Genomic DNA, 19359 nt, shown 5'->3' with positions numbered 1-19359 from the left:
ATCGTTTGGTGGCCAACGTGGCGGCGTTCAGGTTTCGTCCTCCGCGCCATTTCCTTTTGCGTGCTCATCCGGTTCCCCCCGGTTCTTGGCGTTGGGTGGCTGGCCGCGAAACCCCGCGGCACAGCATCGTGCATCAAAAGCAGCTTCATCGGCTGGCTTGCTCGCTGGATATTGGTTGACACCAATCGCTCCCCAGAGACTCATTGGTGTTTCATGGGCAGCCTTGTATCGGCCGTTGACTCGACCGGGGCTGACTAAGGCTTCGCGGGAGTTCGCTGGATCCCAACCGGACACCGCCGCGTGCCTGACCGCCGTCGAACGCTTAAGGCCGAGTTGAAGGTGCTGTACTCGGAAGCGATGCGACCTGGCGGTGGACTAATTCACACGATCCAACCTAGTTCGGGCAGGCGTGATGGTTACGAGTGGTAACTACTCGATTCGTGCCTAATCTTGAGCAAGCGTTGGAGTGGACTACTTGCATTGAGTGAACACTCACTTAACAAGCCGGCCAGCGGCAGACAGCGGGCAGCTGGCTTTATGCCCCTGGCCTGACGAAGAACTGTTGCGCCAGGGTCCAGAGGTTGGTGGTGGTCCAGTAGATCAGGACGCCGATGGGGAACACGATGCCGCCTGCGCCGAAGATGACCGGCAGGACGTAGAGGATGGCCTTCTGTTGGCGCATGAACGGAGTCTCCATGGCCTCGTCGGACATGGTTCTGGCCATGATCAGCTTCTGCGTGATGAACTGCGCGGCCGTCATGGCGAGGATCATCACGATGGCCAGTACTGCGACCGCAACGGGGTTGCCGCCCGGGGGCGTGCCATGGAGTAGTGCCGCGGACAGCGGGGCGCCGAAAATGGCCGACTCATCGAACTGCACCACCTGCTCTTGGCTCATGGCCCCGATGCCTTCGGCCTGGTGCGCTGCAGTGCTGATGCCGGAGAGCACCTGGAACAGGGCAAGGAAGAACGGCACCTGGATGAGCATGGGCAGGCAGGCCGAGAACGGGTTGGTGCCGTGCTTTTTGTACATGGCCATCTGTTCCTGCGCCATGGCCTGGCGGGAGAGCTGGTCGGTCTTGCCGCGGTATTTTTCCTGCAGCTTTTTCAGGTCCGGCTGGAGCCGCCGCATCCGGCGCTGGGCGTCGAGCTGCTTCAGGAAGACCGGAATCAGGGCGGCACGGATCACCAGCACCAGCCCGATGATGGACAGCGTCCACGTCCAGCCGTCGGCCGCCGGCAGGCCAACGGCGCTCAGCCCGCCATGGAAGCCCACCATGATGGCTGACACCAGCCACTTGAACGGAAACATGATTGATTCAAGGTCCACCGAGATCCCCTCCCCCAGGTGCTGCAAAGCTACGGCGAAACGGGCTGATTGTCACGGTCCCGGGATCCGGGGGCACTCCAAAGCCGGCAAAACAAAAGAACCCCCGGAATCTCAAGGATTCCGGGGGTTCTGCCTGGTAGCGGTGGGGAGGCTCGATCTCCCGACCTCACGATTATGAGTCGTGCGCTCTAACCAACTGAGCTACACCGCCACGAATGAGAAAAACCTGCATCAAGCCGGTCAAAAACCGCCTTGACACAGGCCCTCATTCAGAGCCCCCCACCGGAATCGATCCGGTGACCTCGTTCTTACCAAGAACGCGCTCTACCACTGAGCTAGGGGGGCAACGAGTAAATACTCTACCGGAAGATTCCGCTCCCAACAAATCGGCGGCGGAACAGGTCCGCGAGGCGGGAAAATCCGCCGAAAAGCCCGGAAAACCGGGCCTGAAGCAGCTTCCCGAAGGCCCCGTGGCGGCCGCCGGAACACCGATGTGATGAAGCCAACACAGGGTGCCGGTTAACGAAGAACGGGCCGGCTGATTCAGCCGGCCCGTTCCTAGTGCCTGGTGTTGCTAGTGGTTACCACTTGCCCTTGCGGTTGAAGCCGCCCTGGCCGCCTTCGTTGCCGTGGCGGGGCTTGCGTGAGCCGTCACCGTGGCCGCCGAAGCGGGAGTCACTGGCCTGGCCGCGGGTGGCGCCGCTGTCAGCGCCAACAGTGCGCTCCGAACGGTCGCTGTATGAACGGCCGCCGCGGTCAGCTGAGGAACGCTCGCCGTCGCTCTTGCGGAATTCCTTCTTGAACCCGCCGTTGCCCTTGAAGTTGCCGCCACGGTCGCCGCCGCCGGAGTAACCGCCGCGGTCGCCGCCACGGTTGCCCTGGTAACCGCCACGCTCGCCGCCGCCGGAGGGCTTGCGGCCGTTGTCCAGCTCGAGGTGGATCAGCTCGCCGCCGATCCGGGTGCGGGACAGTGCCTTAAGCTGGTCGGCGCTCAGGTCCGCCGGAAGCTCCACGAGGGAGTGATCCGAGCGGATGTCGATGCCGCCGATCTGTGCCGAGGAAATGCCGCCCTCGTTGGCAATGGCGCCAACGATGGAACCCGGCATGACGCGCTGGCGGCGTCCGACGGCGATCCGGTAGGTGGCGTTGCCCTCGGTCAGGGTGCGGGTGGGGCCACGTGAGCCGAAGCCGTCCTTGGCGCGCTCGCGCTTCTGGAACTCGGGGGCAGCAGGCAGTTCCTTGACCAGGAGCGGCTGTCCGCCCTGCGCCATGACGGCCAGAGCCGCAGCGATCTCCGCAGCCGGAACGTTGTGCTCTTCCTCGTAGGAAGCGATCAGGTCGCGGAACGCTGCTACGTCTTCGGACTCGAGGGTCTCCGTGATGCGCTCGGCGAACTTGCCCAGGCGCAGCGTGTTGACGGTCTCGGCCGTGGGCAGGTGCATCTGCTCCACCGGCTGGCGGGTTGCCTTTTCGATGGAACGCAGCAGGTACTTCTCCCGCGGGGTCATGAACAGCACGGCGTCACCGCTGCGGCCTGCACGGCCGGTGCGGCCGATGCGGTGCACGTAGGACTCGGTGTCGTGCGGGATGTCGTAGTTGATCACGTGGCTGATGCGCTCAACGTCAAGGCCGCGGGCCGCGACGTCGGTGGCCACCAGGATATCGATGCGGCCTTCCTTCAGCGCATCGACAGTCCGTTCGCGCTGCTGCTGCGGGATGTCGCCGTTGATGGCGGCAGCCTGGAAGCCGCGGGACCGCAGCTTGTCAGCCAGGTCCTCGGTGGCCATCTTGGTGCGCACGAAGGCGATGACGCCGTCGAACTCTTCAACCTCGAGGATGCGGGTCAGCGCGTCGAGCTTGTGCGGGCCCATGACCTGCAGGTAGCGCTGGCGGGTGTTCGCACCGGTGGTGGTCTTCGACTTCACCGAGATCTCGGCCGGGTTGTTCAGGTACTGCTTGGACATCCGGCGGATCTGGCTCGGCATGGTGGCCGAGAACAGTGCAACCTGGCGGTCGGACGGCGTCTGCTGGAAGATCTGCTCCACGTCTTCGGCGAAGCCCATGCGGAGCATTTCGTCGGCCTCGTCCAGCACCAGGTACTGGAGCTCGGACAGGTCCAGGGAACCCTTGGAGATGTGGTCGATCACACGGCCGGGAGTACCGACAACCACCTGGGCGCCGCGGCGCAGGCCGGCGAGCTGGGGGCCGTAGGCGGAGCCGCCGTAGACGGGGAGGACGGTGAAGTCGTCAATGTGCTTGGCGTACGAGGTGAAGGCCTCGGCAACCTGGAGCGCCAGCTCACGGGTGGGAGCCAGCACCAGGGCCTGCGTCTTGCGGGACGGGCCGTTGAGGTCGTGGAGCTCTGCCAGGCGGGACAGCGCCGGTACAGCGAATGCTGCAGTCTTACCGGTACCAGTCTGGGCCAGGCCCACGACGTCGCGGCCTTCAAGGAGCAGCGGGATGGTGGCTGCCTGGATGGGTGAGGGCTTCTCGTAGCCGACATCCTGCAGGGCGGCAAGAACGCGGGGGTCGATGCCGAGGTCCACGAAGCGGATGCCTTCGGCTTCGGTGTCAGCTTCGCCGCTGGTCGGGTCGGCCTTGGGGGCCTCAGCCTTAGGGGCTTCTTCAGACTTCGGGGCCTCTGCGGCCTTCGGGGCCTCAGCCTTAGGGGCTTCTTCAGACTTCGGGGCTTCAGCCTCGGGGGCTTCTTCAGCGGCAGGCGCTTCGGCAACTGCCGGGGCCTCGGTGAAAACGGGGGCAGCGCCGGCTACCGGAGTAGCGTTTTCGGCAGTGGTGTCGACGGTTGCGGCTTCGGCGGTAGCGTCGTTGTGAATTTCGGGCATAGGGGAGTTTTCCTCATCCATAGGGGGCCAGGCGGCACAACCCGAGGTGAGCGGAGCCGCAGTACATGTGCCGTTTGGACGCCGGGCAGACATTGACCGGCCGGTCACGTAGAAGTCCGGCGCTTTCGCAATCCCGTGGCAGGACTTCCCGCTGCATCTCTTGGCTGCTATCCCAGCAGTCTGTACAGCGTTTTCTTTAGCCGGCTCTCCCTATGAAAATGCCCGCATCGCTTGTGCGGGCCCCAACACTTGCCAGTCCTGCCTCAAAAATTGGGCAGGAATAAGGGATTTCCGGAGTGGGGGATATTTCAAGTGTAAGGCATGGTTCCGTGTTGCACTAACCCGGCGGCTGCCCAGCGGCGGTGACGTTGCGCACACGGCGCCGCACAGCCTTTCCGAATCCGGAGGAACTAGACGCCCAGGCGCCGCTGAATCTTCTCGAATTCGTCGTGGTACTCCGGCTGCAGGCGGATCTCGCCGTCCGCGTCTGCATCACGCAGCGCTTCCATATCCTCGATGGTGGGCTCGCTGAACCACTTGCCGACGGTCACGCCGTGGGTGGGAACGAACAGCCGGTGGATATGGTCGCCGGCCTGAATGGTCCCGGTCCTGATGACGCGGAGGTAGGTGCCCACCCGGCCCGCTTCGGTGAAACGCTTGACCCACTGGGCCTCGTCCATGCGGCGCTGGAACGTGGCACACGGGACACGGGGTGAGGTGACCTCGACTTCGACGTCGAGCCCGATCTTCCACCGTTCGCCGATCACCGCGGTGGTGGTACCGATGCCCGCGACGCGCAGGTTCTCACCGAATATCCCGGGCGGCAGTTCGCGCTGCAGTTCACCCACCCAGTAGTCGGCGTCGTCCTGCGAATAGGCGTACAGCGCCTGGTCCACGCCGCCGTGGTGGATGCGGCTGGCCTGGACGTCCCCATGGAGTCCGAGCTTGTGAACCTTGACCGGGCCGTCGACGGCACGTTTGTCGATGGCCGTGACGCCCACGCTTCCTTCATCGCTCAGAAGCTGGTGTACCCGGCAGACGGCAAGCACAGATGCGGTGTCCATGGCACCAGTGTAGGCGGGCGGGCCAGCGGCCGCTTCACGGATCGAAGCGGTACCCCATGCCTGCCTCCGTGTGCAGGTGGCGCGGATTGGCCGGGTCCTGCTCCAGTTTGCGCCGCAGCTGGGCCAGGTAGACGCGAAGGTACTGGGTCTCTTTGGCGTACGCCTGCCCCCAGACCTGGGTGAGGAGCTGTTGCTGGCTGACCAGCTTTCCCGCATTGCGCACCAGCAGTTCCAGGATGTTCCACTCCGTGGGGGTGAGGCGGATTTCCTTTCCGGCCCGGACCACCTTCCGGGCGGCGAGGTCCACCACGAAGTCCGCGGTTTCCACCGTGGGTACCTCGCGCTGCGCCGGCGAGCGCCGGGAGGCCGCCCGCAGCCTCGCCAGGAGTTCGTCGAGGCCGAACGGCTTTGTCACGTAGTCGTCCGCCCCGGCGTCGAGGGCATCCACCTTGTCCTCCGAGGCGTGGCGGGCCGACAGCACGATGATGGGCACCGAGCTCCAGCCGCGGATCCCCCGGATCACGTCGACACCGTCCATGTCCGGCAGCCCGAGGTCCAGCACCACGATGTCCACCGGGTGCTGGGCTGCCAGCTTCAGTCCGTCCGCGCCGAAGCCGGCGGTGATTGCCTGGTAGCCGTGGGCGCGGAGGTTGATCTGCATGGCCCGGGCCAGCTGTGCCTCGTCTTCGATAATCAGCACCAGGGTCACGGCAACGGCCCCTCCCACAGCGGCAGGGTGACCACCATGGTCAGCCCGCCGCCCGGCGTCGGCTCCGCTGCGAGCGTGCCTCCCATGGCTTCGGTGAAGCCGTTCGCCACAGCAAGGCCAAGCCCGATCCCGACGTTGCGGCCGCCGTCAGTGCGCTGGGAATCGTTGAGCCGCTGGAACGGCAGGAACATGTCCAGCACGGCCGCCGGGGCCACCCCGGAGCCCTGGTCCACCACGCGGAATTCGCTGGCGGGGCGGCCCGCGAGCGCGATCCCCTCCCCCGCGCGGGCCGTCAGCACCACGTCGGCCTCCGGCGCGTATTTGAGTGCGTTCTCCACCAGGTTGGCCACCACGCGCTCCAGCATCCCGGCGTCGGCCTCCACCCGGGGAAGGTTGGGCGGCACTTCCACCCGGATCCGCCCTGCGGGCAGCCCCTTCAGCGCATCGGGCAGCACGTCCACCCACCCCAGTCCTCGCAGGAGCGGATTGACGGAGTCGGCCGTGATCCGGGACATGTCCAGGAGGTTGCCGATCAGATGGTCCAGGCGGTCGGCCGAATCCTCGATGGTGGCGAGCAGCTCGCGTTCATCCTCCGGGGAAAACCGCACCTCCTCCTGGCGGAGGCTGCTGACAGCCAGCTTGATCCCGGCCAGCGGTGTGCGCAGGTCGTGGCTGACGGCCCTCAGGATGGACGTGCGCATCTTGTTGCCCTCGGAGAGACGCTGGTTGTCCTGCCTGCTCGCCACAAGCTGCCGGCGTTCCAGGATGGCCACCAGGAACGCGCCAAAGGCGGCCAGCATCCGCTGGTGCTGGCCGGAAAATGGCTGGCTGGCCGGTGGCCCGCCGTTGATCAGCAGGGTGTACCGGGAATCGACGACGGCGGTGTGGTCGGCGGCCGCATGGGTCACCGGCGGACTGGTCCCGGCGCTGGCAACCACAGTCCATTCAGTATTACTGCCGGGCCCGCGTCCCGGACGGCCTGCCGCAGCGGACCCCGGGCCGGCGGGGGAGCTTCCGGCCAGCAGGGTCACGGCGTCCACCGCCAGCCTGCTGCGGACCTTCTCGAGGAACGTCTCGAGGCTGCCGTCGGAACTGAGGATCCGCAGGGAAAGCTCACTCAGTGCGGTGGCTTCGGCCCCGGACCGTGCGGCTTCCTCGGCCCGACGGGTCGCCAGGCCGACGGCAAGGGCCACGCTGCAGGCAACCGCCAGGAACACCAGAAGGGTGAACAACGTGGAGGGATCGGCGATGGACAGCGAGCCCACCGGATCGGCGGAGAAGTAATTGAGGAGCGTTGTGCCCAGGACGGCGGCCACGACGGCGGGCCAGAGTCCCCCGATGGCAGCCACTGCGACGGCGACGGCGAGGTGCAGCAGCATGATGATGCTGAAGTTCCGGTACCCTGCCAGCGTCACGAGGACTTCCACGGCAGGCGGCAGGACCACGGCAAGGACTAGGCCCAGGACGAAGCGGCTCCGCCCAATGCCCTGAAGCGCCGAGCGCGCCGTCCCGGAACCGGCGGGGCCGGAGTGCGGGGTGCCGGAACGGGCGGGGTCAACTGCTGCCATGGCTCCATCTTGACATGGGCAGTTCTCCCCCCTGTTTCCCGTTACCAGGACCTCCCTCCAGGCACTAGGCTGACTTCAGGATTGACACAACTGTGCCTTGCCGTCTGCGTGGCCACGCGTGTGGCAAGGCGGGCTGCCACGCAGCGTTGGCGCACGTGGCCGGTCACAGATTCAGCATGGACAACCAAGGGGGACCCATGGAGCCGCAGGACCCGAACAAGGATCCTTCGAAGGATCCGAAGAACAACCGTTCCGGACCGCAGGGACCGGACGGCGAGTCAGCGGCGCCCGGCGTGCCCGGGGCTTCGGGGCCAGGCTGGATGACTTCGCCCGAAGATTTCACGCCGCAGCCCCACGATCCGGCCAGCGGCCAACTGCCGCCCTGGCAGGTCCCCAAACCCGAGCTCCGCCCGGACCTGCTCGGCGATTCGGCAACGGCAGGCGCCCAGCCAGAAACAGGAAGAAAAGCAGGACGTCGGCAGAAGAGTGCGGCTGCCGGGCCTGGTCAAGGGCCGGGCCCGGCTCCGGCGCCCGGAAGCGGACCTGGACCCGTTATCGACCCCTTCGAGCACGAACGCGAGCGGGAAGCGGCGGCACGCAAGAAGCGCTCGCAACGCCGCACCGTCGTCGTCGGCCTCGGCGTTACTGCCCTGCTGGCGGGTACCATCACCGCCATCGTGGCCAGCAACGAAGCGGAGGCCGACTACGCGCAGGTCTGTTTCAACGACGAAACCGGCGAGCGCGTGGACGACGCCCAGTGCGACAACAGCAGCAGCGCCGGACGGAGCTCGGCCATCTACGCCTGGTACTTCTACTCGCGCGGCGCCAGCGTCCCGGCTGTCGGGCAGAACCGCTCGCAGTACACCGGCTTCACCAAGACCGTGCCGCAGGGGGCCAAAACGTCCAAGGGATACAGCACCAAGGGCGGAACGGTCAGCAGGGGCGGCTTTGGCAGCAGCTCCAAGGGCGGAAGCACGGGAGGCTAGGCGTGAAGAGACTGCAGGCAACCCCCAGGCCCGACTGGAAGCAAAAGATCGAGGAACAGGGGCTGGTCTTTTCCACCACCACCATGCCGGACGGCAAGAAGATCGAGTACTGGAACGAATCGGCGTACTACGAATTCACCATGGACGAGGTGGAAACCCTCGAGAAAACCGCCGAGGACATGCACCTGATGTGCCTTGAGGCGGCCAAGTACCTCGCCACCGGGGCCATGGGCAACATCGGAATCGGCCCGCAGGCGCTGGAACTGGCTGCCGAATCGCTGCAGGCCGCGGATATGGACATCTACGGCCGCTTCGACTTCGTGTACGACGGCAGGGGCGGCCCGGCCAAGATGCTCGAGTACAACGCGGACACGCCCACGGGGCTGATCGAGGCTTCCGTGGCGCAGTGGTTCTGGCTCCAGGATGTCTTCCCGGAGAAGGACCAGTGGAACGGCATCCATGAAGCCCTCATCCGGCAGTGGAAGAAGCTGCAGTACCGCACCGGCATGAGCACCCTGCACATTGCGCACTCGGAGGCGGAGCAGTCCGGCGAGGACTGGATGACCGCCGCGTACATGCGCGACGTCGCAGGCCAGGGCGGCTGGACCACCATCGGCATCAACATGTCCGACATCGGCTGGGACCCCAACCTGAACCGCTTTGTGGACCTGGACAACTTCATGATCAGCACCATTTTCAAGCTGTATCCGTGGGAACTGATGATGAAGGAGCCTTTCGGCCAGCGCCTGCTGCAGCGTGCCCACAATCCGCGCTGGGTGGAGCCGGCCTGGAAGATGCTCCTCTCCAACAAGGCATTGCTGGCGGCACTGTGGCACCTCTACCCGGACCACCCGAACCTCCTCCCGGCGTACCTGAACGATCCCGGGCCCCTCAAGGAATGGGTCGCCAAGCCGCTGCACGGCCGCGAAGGGGACAACATCAAGATCCACGCTGCCGGCATCAACATGGAGCAGCCGGGCGGCTACGGTCGCGAAGGCTGGTGCTATCAGCAGTTCCATTCCCTGCCCGATTTCGACGGGAACCATCCCGTGCTGGGCCTCTGGGTGGTTGATGGCGAGTCCGTGGGCTGCGGCATCCGCGAGTCCGACGGACCCATCACCGATTACTTCTGCCGGTTCGTTCCCAACACCATCGACGCTCCGGCCCCTCTTTCAGTCCAGGCCGCTTCGGCCTCCTCCAGCAAAGCAGGTATCGCACTATGACCGCAGGGACTTCGATGGCGGGAGGCCCCCCGGAGGGAACATCGGGACGCTCCGGCGGTAGCTCCGGCGGGCCGGGACCGGTAGTTCCGTCCAAGGGGCTGCGCGCCGGCATCCTGGACCTGGGCGACTCCGTCATGCTGGGGCTGGCCTCCACCGCACCCGTCTATTCGCTGGCGGCCACGCTGGGCCTTATTGTCGCGGTCAACGGCAATTACACGCCGCTGATCCTGCTCCTGGGGTTTGTGCCGGTCCTCTTCATCGCCTACGCCTTCCGGGAACTGAACAGCGCCATGCCGGACTGCGGCACCACCTTCATCTGGGCCCGCCGGGCGTTCGGTCCGTGGGCGGGCTGGCTGGGCGGCTGGGGCGTTGCCCTGGCCGGCATTGTGGTCCTCGCCAACCTGGCACAGGTGGCCGGCCAGTATCTGTGGCTGCTGATCGGCGACGGGTCGCTGGCGGAGAACGACCTGGTGGTGACGGCTACCGGCGTGGTGTTCATCATCTTCATGACGTTGGTGAACTACCGCGGCATCCGGCTGGGCGAGCACGTCCAGCGGGTCCTCACCTACGTGCAGTATGTCTCGCTGGGCATATTCGCCGTGGCCATCGTCTTTAGGATTACGGGGGGCGCCCCCGAAGGCCAGGCGTTCGACATCGAGTGGTTCAACCCGGCCGGCGCCTTCGCCGATCCGGGCGCGGTGGTGCACGGTGTACTGCTGGCGCTCTTCATCTACTGGGGCTGGGACACCTGCCTGGCCGTGAATGAGGAAACCGAGAACCCCGCCAAGACCCCAGGCCGCGGCGCCGTCATCTCCGCCTTCGTGCTCGTGGCGATCTACGTGTCCGTTGCGCTGCTGGTCATGATGTATGCCACCGTGGGCACGGACGGGATCGGGCTGGGAAATGCCGAGAACCAGGATGACGTCTTCCTGGCCATGAAGGACGTGGTGCTGGGGCCGTGGGGCTGGCTGATCGTAGTGGCCGTGCTGGCATCGGTGCTGTCCTCGACGCAAACCACCATCCTGCCCACCGCCCGCGGCACACTGTCCATGGGCGTCCACGGGGCGCTTCCGGCCAAGTTCGGGGAAGTGCACGAGCGCAACCAGACGCCGGGGTTCTCCACGCAGGTGATGGGTGCCGCCGCCGTCGTGTACTACGTGGCCATGAGCTTCCTGAGCGAGAACCTGCTCTCCGACTCCATCAGCTCCATCAGCCTGTTCATCGCGTTCTACTACGCCCTCACCGGCTTCGCGTGCTTCTGGTTCTTCCGTAGCACCCTGCGCGAGTCAGCGCGCAGCCTCTGGTTCCGGGGTATCCTGCCGCTGCTCGGTGCGCTGATGCTGACCGCCGCGTTCTTCATTTCCGCGGTGCAGATGTGGGATCCGGCCTACGGGGACACGGAGATCCTCGGCGTGGGCGGTGCGTTCGTCAGCGGCGTGGTGCTGCTGGCACTCGGTGTGGTGCTTGCCGTGGTGTGCCGCTTCGCCCCCGCCACGCGTGGCTACTTCCTGGCACAGCGGCCTGTGCCGAGCAACCGCTAGGAGCAACCCGTAGGATGCACCAATGAGCAACGCTGCTGACGTTCCCGCTGTTTCGGACCCCTCCGACGTCCTGGCCCTTGATGCCCTGCTGACTCCTGGTGAGCTGGCGGTCCGGGAGCGGATCCGCGATTTCACGGAGCAACGGATCAAACCGGATATCGCCCGGTGGTACGACGACGCCGTCTTTCCGCTCGATCTGGCTCCCGAACTCGGCGAGCTGGGCGTCCTCGGCATGCACCTGGAGGGCTACGGGTGCCCGGGCCGCTCCGCCGTCGAGTACGGCCTCGCCGCGATGGAACTGGAAGCCGGGGACTCCGGGATCCGCACGTTCGTCTCCGTCCAGGGATCCCTGGCCATGACCGCCATCCACCGGTGGGGGTCCGAGGACCAGAAGCAGGAGTGGCTCCCCCGGATGGCCGCGGGGGAGGTGATCGGCTGCTTTGCCCTGACCGAACCCACCGCGGGATCCGATCCGTCCTCGATGACCACCGTGGCCCGCCGCGACGGGTCCGGGGATGGCGCAGGCTGGGTCCTGGATGGCGCCAAGCGCTGGATCGGGCTCGCGTCCGTTGCGGGCGTGATGGTGGTGTGGGCCATGACCGACGACGGCGTCCGCGGCTTCCTGGTGCCGGCCGGCACGCCCGGGGTCACTGCCACGCCGATCGGCCGGAAACTTTCGATGCGCGCCTCGATCCAGTGCGATGTGGTGTTCGACGGCGTGCGGCTGGGACCCGAGGCCCTGCTGCCGGGTGCCCGCGGCCTGCGCGGCCCCTTCACCTGCCTCAACGAGGCGCGGTACGGGATTGCCTGGGGTGCCATGGGTGCCGCCCGCGATTCCTATGAAGCCGCCCTGAAGTACTCACAGGACCGGCTCCAGTTCGGCAGGCCGCTCGCCGGGTACCAGCTCACGCAGGAGAAGCTGGTGAACATGCTCGTGGAAATCCAGAAGGGCACCATGCTGGCCCTTCACCTGGGCCGGCTCAAGGACGCCGGCACCCTGCAGCCCGAGCAGATCTCCTTCGGCAAGCTGAACAACGTCCGCGAGGCCCTGGCCATCGCGAGGGAGGCCCGCTCCATCCTCGGCGGCAACGGAATCACCCTGGACTACTCGCCGCTGCGGCACGCCGCCAACCTCGAGTCGGTGCGCACCTACGAGGGCACCGACGAGGTCCACACCCTGATCCTGGGCCAGCACATCACCGGCATCGGCGCCTTCCGCTAATCCGGGCAAAGGGTGGGGCCGGGCACGAAGAGGCTCAGGCCGAGAAGCCGCCGTCGGCCTTGATCAGCTGACCGGACACCCAGCGGCCTTCGGGTGAGAGCAGGAACGCCACGGTTCCCGCCACGTCCTCGGGGGTGCCGAGCCGTCCGCCGGGCTGGCGGCGGCTGAGGTCCTCCCGCAGCTCCGCATCCATCCAGCCGGTATCAACAGGCCCGGGGTTTAGCACGTTCGCCGTGATCCCGAGCGGTCCCAGCTCCCGTGCCGCGGCAATGACCGTCCGGTCCAGCGCTCCCTTGGACGCACCGTACGGCAGGTTGAACGCTGTGTGGTCGCTGGTCAGCGCCACGATCGCGCCGCCGTCGTGCCCTGCCTGCCTGGCAAAGGCGGCGATGAGCTGCCAGCTGGCCCGGGTGTTCACGGCGAAGTGCCGCTCCCAGCTCGCCAGCGTGGTGTCCAGGACGCCGGAGTCCACGGACTCCGCATGGCTGAGCACCAGGCCCTGCAGCGTCCCGGCCTGGGCTGCCACGTCGGCCATGAGCCGGTCCACCGCCAGCGGATCCTCCAGATCCGCCGGCAACGCAAGGACGCGGACGCACGTCGCTTCCAGCTCCGCCAGGAGGCGTTCGACGTCGTCCGGCTGGACTCCCCAGGGCATCCGGGAGTCGTAGTCCTGCCAGTACGTGAGCACCAGGTCCCAGCCGTCCGCTGCCAGGCGGCGGGCAATGCCGGCGCCGATGCCGGCCAGGCGGCCGACGCCGGTCACCAGGGCTGTCCTGCTCATCCGGGCACCTCAGCCAGCGAGTTCCGCCGGAGCACCACGAGCCAGCAGGCCAGGATGGCCAGCGCGCAGAACACGCCGGCGCTGGAGGCCATGAGCCAGGGCTCGGGCGTCTGGAAGTCCAGGTTCTCCGCTCCGAGCGCCTCGCCGATGCTCTTGGGTGAAAAGAAGAACACGATGATCGAGACCCCGAGCACTCCGCCCAGGAACCAGCGGGTCAGCCGCTGGCGGTGCGGTGTCTCGCGCAGGGTCCACGCGAACGCCGGGAGGACGGCCGCCATCCAGACCCAGTGGTGGGACCAGGAAACCGGGCTGATGAGGAGCATGGTGAGTGCCGTTGCCGAGATGGCCACCACCCGCGCGCCCTGGTCGCTGGCGGCCTTGATGACCATGGCGCCCACGCCAACCACCAAAACGCTGAGCAGGAGCCAGGGGATGGTGACGCCGGCTTCGGGAACACCGAAATGCAGCAGTGCACCCTTGATTGAAAGGTTGTCCACATAGCCCGCCCCGCCGATCCTGGACGTGTCCGGCAGGATCTCCAGCCAGAACTGGAACGATTCCGCCGGGCGAACCAGCCAGCCCAGCAGTACGGTGAAGGCGAATCCGGCGGCCATGTTGAAGAGTCCGCGCCAGTCCTTGCGCACCAGGAAGTACAGTCCGAAGACCAGCGGCGTCAGCTTGATGCCGGCGGCCATGCCCACCAGGAACCCCCGCCCGGGGACACCCTGGTTCCAGCGCTGGTTCCTGGCGAGGAGGTCGGCCGCCATGAGCCCCATCAGCAGGATGTTGATCTGGCCGAACGCCAGGGTCTCGCGCCACGGGCCCAGGTTGATGACGGCCAGCAGCAGTATGACGGCGCCGCACCGGTTCCGTGTTGCCTTGAACCCGGGGGCTCCGAAGGTGCTGCGCCAGTCCTGTTTGGCGCTCCAGTACCGCACTCCGCGCACGGCGACCCACACGGCCACGGCTGCCCCGGCAGCGTTGAAGAGCATCAGCGCTGACTTCTCCGGCAGCGTTGCCAGCAGGCTGAACAGCATCGCGGCGAACGGCGGGTACGTGAACGGCAGTTCCGGCCCGCCGGCCCAGCCCACGGTCCGGCTGTAGAGGTCCGACGGCGACTGGCCGGCTTCGTTGAGGATCTTGCCGCCGTGCCAGTAGACGCTGAAGTCGAGGCCGTGCTCGCCCCAGGCGTCGAGCCTTAAGGAGATGAACAGGGCGGCAGCCAGCACGGCCAGCAATGTGACCAGCTCGCCGGAGACGCCCAGCGCCAGCCTGCTCCGGTACCAGGGTGCAGCGGTCCCGGCGCGTGGCCGGGGTTTCCTGTCGGCGTCGTGCCGCGTCGCGGCGTCGAGCTCCTTTTCGGCGTCGAGCAGTGCCATCCCGTGTCCCCAAACGTTGTTCCTGCGGAGCGGCGCCACTGTAGGCGCGTTGCGCGCTATCGCGATGTTGTGCCGGTTGACTCGCGCCGGATTCGGCGCCTCGTCCTCACATCCTACTGAAACAGGGGTCCTGTCCCGTGCTGCGCGGCTCCGGCGTGGCAAAACCAGATGGGGCACCAGGCAGGACACCACAAACCGTCAGGCCGCTGCTGCCGCGGAATGCCGGAGTGCCCGTGCGTTGGTGGGCAGCCGGGCTCAGCGGTCCGCGGGGGGCAGCCGCGCTCAGCGGTCGGCGGGGCTGGCCGCCACGAGGACGGGTTCCCGTGCCCCGGCATCCTTGCGGATGGTGGCGCTGATGACGGCGGCAATGGTGCACATGGCGGCTGCGCCGAACCAGGCATAGGTGTACTGGCCGGTGGCGTCGCGGATGGCGCCCGCGCCCAGGGCGGCGGCGGCCGCACCGAGCTGGTGGGCGGCGAAGACCCAGCCGAACACCACGCTGCCGTCCGCCCCGAAGACCTGGCGGCAGATGGCGGCCGTCGGCGGAACGGTGGCAACCCAGTCGAGCCCGTAGATCACCACGAAAACGATCATGCTGGGCTGGACGGTGGCGCTCAGCAGCAGCGGCAGCACCAGCAGCCCGATGCCGCGGAACTGGTAGTACACGGCCAGCAGGATCCTCGGGTTGAAGCGGTCCGTCAGCCAGCCGGAGGCAATGGTTCCAACGATGTCGAAGACCCCAACGACGGCGAGCAGGCCCGCCGCAGTGGTCTCCGCCATGCCGTGGTCGTGGGCGGAGGGAATGAAGTGGGTGCCGATGAGACCGTTGGTGGTGGCACCGCAGATGGCAAAGCCGGCCACCAGGGCCCAGAAGGTGCGGACCTTGCTGGCACGCTTGAGGACCTGGAGCGCCCGGACCGCCGCGTTCCCGCTGGGTGCCGTGGAAGGTGCCGGTTCCGCCGCCGCCGCGGACGCAGTGCCGGTTTCTGCGGAGGGGACTGCCTCGGCGCCGTACGGCAGCACTCCGGCGTCGGCCGGTGAGTTCTTGAGGAATTTGAGCACCAGCGGCACCACGGCCAGGGCGCCGGCGGCGATGAGCAGGGATGCCTGCCGCCAGCCGGGATCCTGGGCCAGCATGGCGATGAACGGCAGGAAGACAAGCTGCCCGGCTGCACTTCCGGCTGTCAGGATGCCGATGACCAGACCGCGGCTCTTGGTGAACCAGGTGTTGGCGATGGTGGCGGCAAAGACGAGCGCCATGGACCCTGTGCCCAGTCCGATCAGCAGTCCCCACGTCAGCAGGATCTGCCACGACTGGTTCACGAGCACCGTCAGGGCACTCCCCGCGCCGATCAGGACCAGCGCCACGGACGTCACGGCGCGGATGCCGAACCGTTCCATGAGCGCTGCGGCAAAGGGGGCGGTGAGGCCAAAGAGCACCAGGTTGATGCTGACAGCCCCGGACAGGACTGTGGTGGACCAGCCGAATTCGTCCTGCAGCGGCACCATCAGGACGCCGGGGGCGGCCCGGAAGCCGGCGGCGCCCACGAGGGCCAGGAACGCGACGGCTGCCACGATCCACGCGGGATGCAACTGGCGGCGCCTGCGTTTCCTGGGCGAGGGCAGCAGGGTGGTTTCGGAAGCGCTCATGCGGCGGGGCCGTTCTGTGGGGTGGAGGTGGCCAGCCGGACGGGTTCAGCCGTACGGGTAAGGCTGTGCCAGCTGGTGTTGTCCGCGGTCAGCCGCTCACCGCAGGCGGTGCAGCTGTCCGCGGAGGACGTCCGCTGGCCGCAGGTGGAGTGAATGACAAACATGTGCGCCTGCTCGGAAGGCGCCGGGAGATGCTTTTCGGCCCAGATCACGACGGCGTTGAGCACCGGCAGCGCGTCCTCGCCTTTCTCGGTCAGCACGTACTCCTGCCTGGTGCGGCCGCCATCGTCGTACGGTTTCCGGGCAAGGAGCCCGTCGTCCACGAGGCCGGCGAGCCGTTTGGTGAGCACGGAGTCGGCCACCATCAGCCGTTCCTTCATGGCGTCGAAGCGGCCGTTGCCGAAGAAGACTTCGCGTAGCACCAGCATGCTCCAGGGATCGCCCAGGATGTCCAGGCCGCGGGCCATGGCGCAGGTGCGTTGGGACCAGTCAGAGCGGAGTGCCATGCAGGAACCCTAGCTGACTCTCTTCAAGAAAGCTAGGGTTGTCCGGTTAGGTTGTCCGCCGGCTAAAACGTCAGCGGAGGGTGGCCCTCGACGGACGATAGGCCAGGGCCCAGTAAGCGAGCATGGCGATGCCGCCCACCACGCCCAGGCTGGACACCGCGAGCTGCCATTGCGTCTGCGGGTCCTTGCCCCACTCGTGCGCTCCTGCCATCACGGCGAGGTATTTGGGCGTCAGGTAGAACGCCACTGCAGAGGCGGCCACGATGATCCAGCCAGCCAGCCGCATCCTTCCGTCCTTCGACGGGATGCGGTGGAGCGCGAAGGCCATGGAGGGCAGCGCCACGGCCATCCACACCCAATGGTGGGACCAGGAGACCGGGCTGATGAGCAGCATAAGCACGGCGGTGGCCGATACCGCCACGAAGTTCTCGTCCGCTTCAACAGCCCATTTGATGACCAGCGCCGCCACGGCCACGAGGGCCAGCGAAAGAACCAGCCACACCGCGCTGGTGACTCCGGAGTCCGGCAGGCCCAGGTGCAGCAGCAGGCCTTTGACGGAAAGGTTGTCCACATAGCCGGGCCCGCCGATCCGTCCGGTGTCCGGCAGGATCTTGGTCCAGAACGTCACCGAGGCATGCGGGAGCACGGCCCAGGACAGCGCGATGGAGCCGAAGAAGCCCGCAGCCATCCAGCCGAGCGCCTTGAAGTCCCGGCGCACCAGGAAGTACAGACCGAACGCCAGCGGCGTCAGTTTGATCCCCGCCGCCATGCCGATCAGCAGTCCTGCCGGCCAGCGGAGTTCACCCGCCCGGGATTTTCCGTAGAGGGCAAAGTCCGCGAGGATCAGCCCCATCAGGATGATGTTGATCTGGCCGAAGTCGAACGTGTCCCGCCAGGGGCCCAGCAGCAGGATCGCCGCCGTCCCCGCGAGCGCCACGGCCCGGAACCGCCAGTCGGCGAAGGCGTCCTTCCAGCGGTGCAGCCCGAAGTAGTGCCGCGCCAGCCACGCCGACACAACGGCAGCGCCGGCCAGCGCCGTCGTAATGAAAATGAGGCTGCTGGCACCGATGCTGAGCGTCGCCAGCAGCGCGAACAGCAGCGCCGCGAACGGCGGGTACGTGAACGGGAGGCCGTCCCGCGGGGCGTAAAGCTCGTTGACGCCGCTCTCGCCGGTCTGCAGCACCCGGCTGCCGCCGTAGTAGTACACCTCGAAGTCGTTCATCAGCGGGATGTACGCCGAGTACAGGACCACAAGGGCGATCACGACGGCGGCAGCGCCTGCCGCCGTCGCGATCCAGCTGCGTGTGGTGGGCGAAACCGCCCGGAGCGAGATGGTCACCGGCTGCTAGCTGCCCGTCCCGATGAAGGTGAAGGCGTGCTCCAGGTCCGCGATGAGGTCCTCGACGTCCTCGATGCCGCACGAGAGCCGGATGAGGTTGACCGGAACGGCCAGCTCGGTTCCCTTGACGGAGGCGTGCGTCATTTCCGACGGGTAGTTCATGAGCGACTCGATGCCGCCGAGGGACTCGGCCAGGGTGAACACGGATGTGTTTTCCGCGACGGTGCGTGCCGCCGCCTCGCCGCCCTTGAACTGCACGGAGATCATGCCGCCGAACTTCTTCATCTGCTTCTTCGCGAGTTCGTGGCCCGGGTGCGACGGGAGGCCCGGGTACAGCACGGCTTCCACTTCGGGGCGCTGCAACAGCCACTCGGCCACGGCCTGGGCGTTGTCGCTGTGCCGGTCCATCCGGACGCCAAGGGTCTTGAGGCCGCGGGTGGTGAGGAAGGCATCCATCGGGCCGGAGACGGCACCAACGGCGAACTGCACGAAGCCGATCTTCTCGGCCAGCTCCGCGTCGTTGACCACGATCGCGCCGCCGACGACGTCGGAGTGGCCGCCGATGTACTTGGTGGTGGAGTGCACCACGATGTCGGCGCCGAGGGCCAGCGGGGTCTGCAGGTACGGCGAGGCGAAGGTGTTGTCCACCACGAGCAGTGCTCCGGCGTCGTGCGCCAGCTTGGCGAGCGCCTCGATGTCAGTGATCTTCATCATCGGGTTCGACGGCGTTTCCACCCACACGAGGCGGGTTTTGCCCCCGTCCGGTCCGCCGGCCGCGACGGCCTCCGCGACGGCATCGAGATTGGACATGTCCACCGGCGTATTGCCGATGCCCCACTCCCCCAGCACGCGGCTGATCAGCCGGTAGGTTCCCCCGTAGGCGTCGTTGCCGAGCACGATGTGGTCGCCCGGACGGGTCAGCGCTCGGATCATCGAGTCCTCGGCGGCGAGGCCGGAGCTGAAGGAGTACGCGTGCGATCCGCCTTCGAGCGCGGCCAGCTGTTCCTGCAGCGAGTCACGGGTGGGGTTGGTGCCGCGGCCGTATTCGTAGCCGTCGCGCAACCCGCCGATGCCGTCCTGGGCGTACGTGGAGGAGAAGTGCACGGGCGGCACCACGGCGCCGGTGCGCGGCTCGAAGGCCTGGCCGGCGTGGACGGCGCGGGTGTTGAAACCTTGGTTTTCAGAGACAGACATGAAGTTCCTTTCGGCTGCCGATCG

At 67.0% G+C, this 19359-nt stretch carries 15 protein-coding genes and 2 tRNA genes; 4 read left to right on the top strand and 13 right to left on the bottom strand.

Annotation, left to right across the window (positions count from 1 at the left end; translation table 11 throughout):
* Window positions 1-535: 535 nt before the first annotated feature.
* From yidC to AB0N24_RS00170, 7 genes are all read right to left on the bottom strand, one after another.
* The gene (gene yidC / locus AB0N24_RS00200) at window positions 536-1330 is read right to left on the bottom strand and encodes a membrane protein insertase YidC (protein ID WP_364118875.1); all 795 of its coding nucleotides are present in this window, start codon (window positions 1328-1330) and stop codon (window positions 536-538) included.
* 134 nt (window positions 1331-1464) lie between these two features.
* Window positions 1465-1541, bottom strand: a tRNA-Met gene (locus AB0N24_RS00195).
* A 62-nt stretch (window positions 1542-1603) separates the two neighbouring features.
* Window positions 1604-1675 (bottom strand) — tRNA-Thr (locus tag AB0N24_RS00190).
* Window positions 1676-1911: 236 nt separating this feature from the next.
* On the bottom strand, window positions 1912-4173 hold the full coding sequence (locus AB0N24_RS00185; RefSeq protein WP_364118873.1) for a DEAD/DEAH box helicase: 2262 nt from the start codon (window positions 4171-4173) through the stop codon (window positions 1912-1914).
* A 410-nt stretch (window positions 4174-4583) separates the two neighbouring features.
* Window positions 4584-5237 (bottom strand): MOSC domain-containing protein, encoded by a 654-nt coding sequence (locus AB0N24_RS00180; protein ID WP_364118870.1) that lies wholly within the window; start codon window positions 5235-5237, stop codon window positions 4584-4586.
* 34 nt (window positions 5238-5271) lie between these two features.
* The gene (locus AB0N24_RS00175) at window positions 5272-5946 is read right to left on the bottom strand and encodes a response regulator (protein ID WP_364119694.1); all 675 of its coding nucleotides are present in this window, start codon (window positions 5944-5946) and stop codon (window positions 5272-5274) included.
* Complete coding sequence (locus AB0N24_RS00170; protein ID WP_364118867.1) at window positions 5943-7514, bottom strand: ATP-binding protein; 1572 nt, start codon at window positions 7512-7514, stop codon at window positions 5943-5945. Before AB0N24_RS00170 ends, AB0N24_RS00175 begins: the two co-directional genes overlap by 4 nt.
* 320 nt (window positions 7515-7834) lie before the next feature.
* Here AB0N24_RS00170 and AB0N24_RS00165 point away from each other — a divergent pair, with 320 nt between their 5' ends.
* The 4 genes from AB0N24_RS00165 to AB0N24_RS00150 are packed head-to-tail and all read left to right on the top strand — an operon-like array spanning window position 7835 to window position 12486.
* A complete protein-coding gene (locus tag AB0N24_RS00165; protein ID WP_364119691.1) occupies window positions 7835-8500 on the top strand; it encodes a Tat pathway signal protein in 666 nt (221 codons plus the stop codon).
* Between the two features lie 2 nt (window positions 8501-8502).
* Complete coding sequence (locus AB0N24_RS00160) at window positions 8503-9723, top strand: glutathionylspermidine synthase family protein (RefSeq protein WP_104171968.1); 1221 nt, start codon at window positions 8503-8505, stop codon at window positions 9721-9723.
* The gene (locus AB0N24_RS00155; RefSeq protein ID WP_364118864.1) at window positions 9720-11264 is read left to right on the top strand and encodes an APC family permease; all 1545 of its coding nucleotides are present in this window, start codon (window positions 9720-9722) and stop codon (window positions 11262-11264) included. The genes AB0N24_RS00160 and AB0N24_RS00155 overlap by 4 nt, the downstream gene beginning before the upstream one ends.
* Window positions 11265-11286: 22 nt before the next feature.
* Window positions 11287-12486, top strand: a complete 1200-nt coding sequence (locus AB0N24_RS00150; protein ID WP_364118861.1) for an acyl-CoA dehydrogenase family protein — start codon at window positions 11287-11289, stop codon at window positions 12484-12486.
* Between the two features lie 34 nt (window positions 12487-12520).
* On the opposite strand, the gene AB0N24_RS00145 is transcribed toward AB0N24_RS00150, so the two are convergent.
* The 6 genes from AB0N24_RS00145 to AB0N24_RS00120 all read right to left on the bottom strand — a co-directional run bounded on the left by AB0N24_RS00145 (window position 12521) and on the right by AB0N24_RS00120 (window position 19335).
* The gene (locus tag AB0N24_RS00145; RefSeq protein WP_364118858.1) at window positions 12521-13267 is read right to left on the bottom strand and encodes an SDR family oxidoreductase; all 747 of its coding nucleotides are present in this window, start codon (window positions 13265-13267) and stop codon (window positions 12521-12523) included.
* Entirely contained in the window at window positions 13264-14646 is a 1383-nt protein-coding gene (locus AB0N24_RS00140; protein ID WP_364118855.1) for a glycosyltransferase 87 family protein, read from the bottom strand. Before AB0N24_RS00140 ends, AB0N24_RS00145 begins: the two co-directional genes overlap by 4 nt.
* Before the next feature lie 282 nt (window positions 14647-14928).
* On the bottom strand, window positions 14929-16296 hold the full coding sequence (locus tag AB0N24_RS00135; RefSeq protein WP_364118852.1) for an MFS transporter: 1368 nt from the start codon (window positions 16294-16296) through the stop codon (window positions 14929-14931).
* Entirely contained in the window at window positions 16293-16802 is a 510-nt protein-coding gene (locus AB0N24_RS00130; RefSeq protein ID WP_364118849.1) for a helix-turn-helix domain-containing protein, read from the bottom strand. The genes AB0N24_RS00135 and AB0N24_RS00130 overlap by 4 nt, the downstream gene beginning before the upstream one ends.
* 70 nt (window positions 16803-16872) lie before the next feature.
* Window positions 16873-18141 (bottom strand): glycosyltransferase 87 family protein, encoded by a 1269-nt coding sequence (locus AB0N24_RS00125; protein ID WP_364118846.1) that lies wholly within the window; start codon window positions 18139-18141, stop codon window positions 16873-16875.
* A 6-nt stretch (window positions 18142-18147) separates the two neighbouring features.
* Window positions 18148-19335, bottom strand: a complete 1188-nt coding sequence (locus AB0N24_RS00120) for a cystathionine gamma-synthase (RefSeq protein ID WP_364118843.1) — start codon at window positions 19333-19335, stop codon at window positions 18148-18150.
* Between the last annotated feature and the right edge of the window lie 24 nt (window positions 19336-19359).

This window comes from Arthrobacter sp. NPDC093128 (assembly GCF_040683875.1).
Classification (GTDB): domain Bacteria; phylum Actinomycetota; class Actinomycetes; order Actinomycetales; family Micrococcaceae; genus Arthrobacter.
This window is presented reverse-complemented; position numbering and strand designations above follow the sequence as displayed.